The organism is Bdellovibrio sp., from assembly GCF_036384735.1.
Lineage (GTDB): Bacteria > Bdellovibrionota > Bdellovibrionia > Bdellovibrionales > Bdellovibrionaceae > Bdellovibrio.
Genome location: NZ_DASVLT010000024.1, coordinates 76,944 through 83,986, shown reverse-complemented (window position 1 = coordinate 83,986; position 7,043 = coordinate 76,944). Strand labels below are relative to the sequence as shown.

3 protein-coding genes are annotated in these 7,043 nt (G+C 45.2%); 2 read left to right on the top strand and 1 reads right to left on the bottom strand.

Features of this window, described 5'->3' with window-relative positions; genetic code table 11:
- The first annotated feature begins 413 nt into the window (after positions 1-413).
- Positions 414-1,016, top strand: a complete 603-nt coding sequence (locus VF412_RS07380; RefSeq protein ID WP_331338582.1) for a hypothetical protein — start codon at positions 414-416, stop codon at positions 1,014-1,016.
- A gap of 24 nt (positions 1,017-1,040) precedes the next feature.
- Here VF412_RS07380 and VF412_RS07375 read toward each other — a convergent pair whose 3' ends face one another.
- On the bottom strand, positions 1,041-5,117 hold the full coding sequence (locus VF412_RS07375) for a tail fiber domain-containing protein (protein WP_331338581.1): 4,077 nt from the start codon (positions 5,115-5,117) through the stop codon (positions 1,041-1,043).
- A 354-nt stretch (positions 5,118-5,471) separates the two neighbouring features.
- Here VF412_RS07375 and VF412_RS07370 point away from each other — a divergent pair, with 354 nt between their 5' ends.
- Positions 5,472-7,040, top strand: a complete 1,569-nt coding sequence (locus VF412_RS07370) for a DUF1800 domain-containing protein (RefSeq protein ID WP_331338580.1) — start codon at positions 5,472-5,474, stop codon at positions 7,038-7,040.
- The last annotated feature ends 3 nt before the right edge of the window (positions 7,041-7,043 follow it).

The following is a 7,043-nucleotide window of genomic DNA, read 5'->3' as shown; positions in this document are numbered from 1 at the left end:
TAAATCGTGCTAGTCTTTCACCTGAAGACATAGTCCTTTTCTCCTCTTAAAATTTAGCTCGTAACCAAATCTTAATTGGAAATTAGGGCTTATGCCTTCATTTTTGACTCACTGTCTCCCACCATAAAGGGGGAAGAACCTCATTAACTGCAATCTTGCGGTTTTTTTATTTTCAATCGAACAGAGCAGAAAATATGCCTTATGCGGGAAGAGGCGAGGTTGACCTCCTTTATAAATGCTCTTCAGATAGTGCTGGAAGCAAATAAGTCTTCTTTGCTTCTGCGGCTCCTTCTTATGTAATTAAAATGTCAAAAATTTCGAAACAGAAAAATCACGAGGTATATTCTAAAGATTGAGTAGGGAAATACCCCGTGATAGCACGGCTGATCATAAACACATACATTGGGGTGGAAATGAAAAGTCGTCTTAAGCTATTTTTAATTTTGATGATAAGCACTTTAGCTTCGCAATCATTTGGTCAAAGAGTGATTACGAATGGAACTGTTTTGGATATTCGTTGTGACGTCACTCTTCACGTAAAACAGGAAGTCATGAAATTAGTTAATATGTCGGCGCGGGATGTAATTATCTATGACGAACTCGCACGCACGAAAGTTTCCGATCTTCCTAATGGAAAACTCTATAGCTTTCCGTCTGAGGAAGGGGAAAAAGATCAAACAGTGATGAGTAACGGCTGCTTAAGTCTGACCCTTACCTATAAGGCGCTGGCTACAAAGGCGGAGGCTAATCAGCTGATTCGCTTGGATGACGGTCGATATTTGGATGTGTGTTGGTGGATTGCTGATGGAATCCATGACAATAACGCGGGTGATGATGTGCCAGGTTTTATCAACATTAAACTTTTTGGTCGAAGACTAGATGCTGATGGCTATCTTTCATTGAGTCTAGGCGATCAACTGCAGTGGGATGCACCTAATTTTCAAGTCACGGGTCAGACATCAGTGAATTCGGAAATAGCAGGGCTTCCTGTTGAGGTATCCTGTCACTATAAATAAACAAGGATTAGGATGAGCCCAACTTCAGTTGGGCTCATCCCGATGACTAGTTCCAAGCATCTGTTCTAAACGAAGCAAACGATTTTTGATCTCACGATTTTCTTTCTCTGCTTTGTCCGCGCGAGCCTTTAATTCTTCGTTTTCAGCCTTCACCGATGCGATCTCGCGGCTTTGTTGTTGGATCATTTGATCGTGGCCTGACCATCTTACCGAAAGTTCTTTCACCGCCTCAATGAGCGGAGCAATCAACATAGAATAAGCGACAGATTTAATTCCGGTTCCTGAGTCTTGACTGACAGCTTGAGGAAATATTTTTTCAACTTCCTGAGCAATGACACCCATTTCTTGTCTATCGCCTAATTTCAACTCTGGATGAACTTGGTGATCCCAATCAAAGGTGACACCGCGAATAGATGCAATTTTTCTCAAAGCATCCGGAATATTTTCGATATTTTTTTTAAGGCGCTTATCAGACAAGTTGTTGTAAGCGGAAGTACCAGCCACAGAGCCATTCACATGCAAGGTGTAGGAGGGACTTGTTGTGCCGATGCCGACAGAGCCGCTTCCTGATTGAAGAATTAAATTTCCTCCCGCAAAACCTCCGGACGTAAAGGAATTTATCGTCGAATATGTGTTGCCTGAAGTTGCTCCCAGCATAATACGCAATGTCGATCCGGTAGATCCAAGAACATAATCGGAATTTGTTAAATAAAGCGATCCCTGACTCGTGCTACTTCCCTGAATATGAAGCCATGCCGCTGGATGAGTCGTACCAATCCCGACGGATCCACCCGCATTAATTCTCATGCGCTCGGTACTATCAGATCCACCAATGGCCGTCGTATTAAATGTCAAAGCACCAGGAACAGAGCCAGAGGACACCGTGGAGTCAACCACGGACGCTATATAAGACGCTCGCTGCAAAGCTGTTCCATCGCTTCCATAAAAGGAGAAAAATCCTAATGTGTCTCCACTCTGGACTGCGCCGTAATTGCGACTCTTCCAGAAACTGAAGCTGGACGCTGCAGAGCTGTTTGCATTGTTCTCAAAAGCCGCAGACCCCACGACATCTAAATTCGTCGACGGAGAAGAGGTGCCAATTCCGACATTACCAGAATTAGAAATCGTCATTCTTAAATAAGAGGGAAGAGCTGAGTCGGCAATGGTATTGTTGGCAGTAGGAGTTCCAGAATTTGGAATTGTATAGAAACGAAGATCCCCGTTGTTCACAGACGAAGCAATCATCGCGGCGCCATTATTTATGTTGTCTGTCGTTTGAGTCCAATTGCTGCCGTCGCCAGCCGCTGCCAAACGAAATCCGATCGCAGATTCTAAGTAACCATTTGCAGAACTGCTGAAGGCATTCATATACAGATTTGAAAAACGTGCTGTTGTTGAGTTTGTTGAATTAGTTTGCACATCTAATTTATAAGAGGGGCTCGAGGTGCCAACTCCCACATACCCGCTGGTGGCTGAAGTTGTATTCAAAATAACGTTATTACCCAGGGAGTTTATATATAACGGTTTTGCTCCCCATGACTGAAGATAGGCGTAGTTTGCATCTGCACCCAAGGTCATGCGACCGGCCCCCTGATCCGCTAGAAGGAAGCCGTAAGTTGACGAGGTCGCAGCTGTGCTGTCTGCCGCTTGATTGACAGTCAATAGGTTGCCAGGATTTGTAGAGCCGATGCCAACGTTGCCTGCCAGATAATTTTTAGCAGAACTGTTCCCTTGATATATGCCGTAGTGATTCGCGATATTGCTTTCTGTTCCAACAGTTGTCCCAAGATAAAGATCATAACCCGTCGTGATGGTACCCGAACTCGCATAAGGAGTGATTTTCATACCGTAGGCTGCCGTTGTTATCGGGGTGGCTGATGTGTTCACATTCTGATGACCATAAGAAAGGCTTGCCGTATAAAGACCAGCCAGAGTTCCGCTGTCATCTGTAGATGTGCCGACATTATTTCTTAAAGAACTGATTGAGAGACCGGCTTGAGCTCCCGAGTTGGTTACACAAGTTGCCGTAGCAGGATTGTTCCAAATCTGCGCAGAATAGTTATTGTAAGTTCCCGTTGTCGTGATTGAAGGATAAACCACAGAGTTGAATTCCGTAGTGCCTGTATTTACCGGAGTTCCTGAGACCGTCAAAGGAAAACTTGGGTTGGTCGTTCCGATACCGACGTTTCCACTGGAGTTGACTCTAAGACGCTCGCTGCCTGCTGTTGAGACGGCCCAAACACCTGCACTCGGTGAAAAGTCACCTGTTGTTGTATCGCTTGTATATGTATACGACGGAGCCGCCGCCGTTCCATAGGCAGCTTTATAGACACCGCCGCTGGTGATGTTTCCGTTCGATGATATCGTGGTGCCGACGTTCAAAGCGCCAGAGATTCCAGCGCCTCCGCTGACAACCAGAGCTCCGGTGTTGGACGATGTTGAAGCCGCGCCGGAATTTGCAGATATTTGCCCCGCACTTGTGATGCTACCGGTCCCAGTCGTTGATATATTTCCAGAGGTCGAGTAATTGCCCGTTGCGGTTGTGTTTCCAGAGACTGTTGTGGTTCCTGAATAAATGATATTACCAACGGCATCGATTCTGAATTTAGAAGCTCCGGCTACCTGATAGTTGACGAGATCTCCGTTATAACCCGAAGCTGTGTTGATACCGATGACAGTCCCATTCACGTTTCCGACAAAGTAACCTGTAGTACTTCCATCAAAAGGACCATTCCCCAGAGCAAATCGCGGAAAGTTGCCCGTCGCAGTAGGAGCCACACCGATATGCAATTTCGCTGCAGGTGAGGAGGTTCCGATACCGACATTCGAGCTGTTATAGAACATTGAGGTGTTGGCCAAGGTTGAAGCCGCAGTGTAATAAGGAATGACTCCGGCAGTTCCTGAGCCCGACAGGGTTCCCGCGGGCAAATCAGTGGAAGCAATGGCTCTAAATGTTGGAGTTCCTGTGCTTCCATCGGGTGCTGCAAAGAATGTGTTTGCAGTTTGCGATGGGAAAGTAACTTGTGAGCTTGAGACTGCGATATCTGTACAAGACAAGTTATCAGTCGCTGCAATCCAAGTAAGAGTTTGGCCTGCGGTACAACCAACACCACCAAAAGCTTGTGCTCCTGTGATGGTAGATCTTAGATCAAACATGCTGACAAAGTTTGGTGTCCAGCTAGTGCCATTCCATCTTAAAACTTGGCCTGTGGATGATGGAGCTGTGGCGCTGACTGCAACTCCCTGAATTTTACTGACCGTCGGAGAGGGCAGAGTGCCAGTTAGATCTCCTCCTGCGGAGGTTCCGGTTTGAAGAGCATTGGTGATGCGGCTGTCATTACCGGCAGCCACAGTATTCGCAGTTTGCCCCACATTGAGAGTTACCGTCGGGACGGAGGTGCCGTTAACAATACTTATATAAGAATTGCCAGAGGTCACATTTGTCACAGTTCCGCCGCCAGCTCCGCTCACTGAAGAGCAAGAAAGACTTGTTCCGTCCCAAGTGAGGAAAGTTCCAGAGGAACATGTTGGAAGTCCTGCCTTAGTAAGGAAATCGCTCGCAATATTATTACCAAGTTTTTGTGCCGAAAGGGCATATCCCGCGAAAGGCACCGAGCGAATCACGCTATCAGGAGAAATCATTTTCCAACCAGTGCCATCATAAAATTGCACTTTTAATTTGCGTAGATCGCCTCCAGAGGCAGTATAAGTGCTGCCACTGTCTGAACATGTGTATCCGGAACAAGTTCCGCAATTAAAAAGAGATGTATTGTTGAAGGCGTCTAAAATTGCAAAATTACCAGTTGTCGGATAGTTGACGGTGCCTGTACCGATAGGCACATCGAACATTCCTCCAGAGTTGGTCATATTAATTCCAGAAATCTTTTCTTGATAGATCACGCATTGACCCAGAGGATCTGTGATTTGAAAAATAAATGAAACGTTGCTGTATTCTAGAGGAGTCCCATCCTCTTTAAGAATGCGTCCTTGATAGGTGAGTTGGCTCGGAGAAGCCATGGCATTAATAACTCCAAAACCTAACAGAGCAAAGCTCAGCCAGCGCAAGGGAAGAACGTTCAGAATGAGACTTGAAGTAGTCATGATTCTTACTCGGAATAACTATAATATTATTTAATAGGTCATTACTAATTCGAAATGAACTATTCGCAGAATGGCTTAGAAAGTGTTGCTTATTTCTTGAAATAGACTTTCTGAGATATTGATTATGCTTAAAAGGCGCCTACCAGAAATAAGCTCGGCGAATTTATAGCAAATAGTAAATGGTAACAACCAAAAAGAGGTCATCTGGACTACTGAAAACTGGTGACTCCTCGAATGAAGAAGTTCCTCTATGACGATAAGCCAGGATGGAAATGTCCCTTATGATTTCAATTCAAAAAAATGCAAAGGAATTTATAATTTAACAATTGGTAAATTCAAAAGGCGGAGTCGATCATGCTTGTTTTTCTAATGAGCCTTCTTATATCCACGGCTCAAGCAGGGGGCCTCTCTAGTGAGGAAAAAGCTCTGCAACTTCTCAATCGCTTAAGTTACGGTCCTCGTCCTACAGAAGTGCAAGCTCTTGCAAAACAGGGAAACAACGGAATCCAACATTGGATTGAGGAACAATTGCATCCAGAGAAAATTGACGATCGCCATCTCGAGGGAAAAATCTCGCAGTTGCCGATAACAGGTTTGGATACGTTGCAGTTGATGGCGCAGTATCAAGACCTTAATAAATTCATTGAGCGAGACATGGGCGCCTCAAAGAAGGATCTTCCAGAGGAAGAGCTTAAACAACTGCGCAAGAAATATGAAGATCATCTGATTCCAAGAATTTTAGAGGACATGCAAGCACAGCGTCTGATTCGCGCCGTAGAAAGTCGTCGTCAACTGGAAGAGGTGCTGTTTGATTTTTGGTGGAACCACTTCAATGTTGATTGGTCGAAAGGACCTGTACGTTGGATGGCTCCAAGTTACGAGCGGGAAGCTATTCGACATCACATCTTTGGTTCTTTTATAGATTTGCTTCGAGCGACGGCTCATCATCCAGCGATGTTGGTTTATTTAGATAACCACGTTAGCCGTGTGGCTCCGCCAGCGAAGAATGGCAAGAAACCTAACGGTGGATTGAATGAAAACTACGCCCGCGAGCTGATGGAACTTCACACTTTGGGTGTCGATGGTGGCTATACACAAAAAGACGTCACAGAGCTTGCGCGCATTTTAACTGGCTGGAGTGTCGAGAACACAAATGATGATCCTGTTTTTGCTTTCAAGGAAAAGAATCATGATAAAGAGGCAAAGGTTTTTCTAAATCACACTTTTCCCGCCGGTGGTGGGTTGGACGAGGGTGAGCGAGCCCTGGAAATGCTGGCGGAAAATCCTAATACCGCAAAATTTATCAGCCTTAAGCTGGCGCGATATTTTGTCTCTGACAATCCCCCGGAAAGTTTAGTGCTAAGACTACAAAAAGAATTTTTGAAAACACACGGCAATTTGACAGCGGTTTATCGTGCTCTGTTCAATAGCCCAGAGTTCTGGTCGCGCACGAGTTATCAAGCGAAAGTCAAACGACCTCTGCAATTTGTCGCTTCAAGTATTCGTGCCTTGGGAGGGGAGTTGGATATAAAAACGCCACTACCCAAAATTCTTGCTGATCTCGGAGAAGAACTTTATAAGTGTGCTCCTCCGACAGGTTACAAAGATGATGCAAGCACATGGGTTAATCCAGGGGCTTTGGTTTCAAGATTGGATTTCAGTTTGAAGTTGGCAGCCAATCGCATGGATGGCGTCTTTGTGACTCTTCCACAAAAAGTAAAGCCCACCGAGGATCTTAAATCTTTAGTTAACGACATCTCAAAAAAACTTCTAGGACAGCCACTATCCAAGGGCAGTGCAGAGGTTGTTATGAAAGAGCTGTCTGACGAATCTAGAACATTCGCGAATGGTGAATTGCGCCCCATTAGCTTGGCGAAAGCTACGGCATTGATTCTTGGATCTCCAGAATTTCAAAAGAGGTAAGTC

Excerpts from the sequence above, each read along its gene's own strand:
- VF412_RS07380 (WP_331338582.1), top strand. The coding sequence starts at position 414 with ATGAAAAGTCGTCTTAAGCTATTTTTAATTTTGATGATAAGCACTTTA.
- VF412_RS07370 (WP_331338580.1), top strand. The coding sequence starts at position 5,472 with ATGCTTGTTTTTCTAATGAGCCTTCTTATATCCACGGCTCAAGCAGGG.
- VF412_RS07375 (WP_331338581.1), bottom strand. The coding sequence starts at position 5,117 with ATGACTACTTCAAGTCTCATTCTGAACGTTCTTCCCTTGCGCTGGCTG.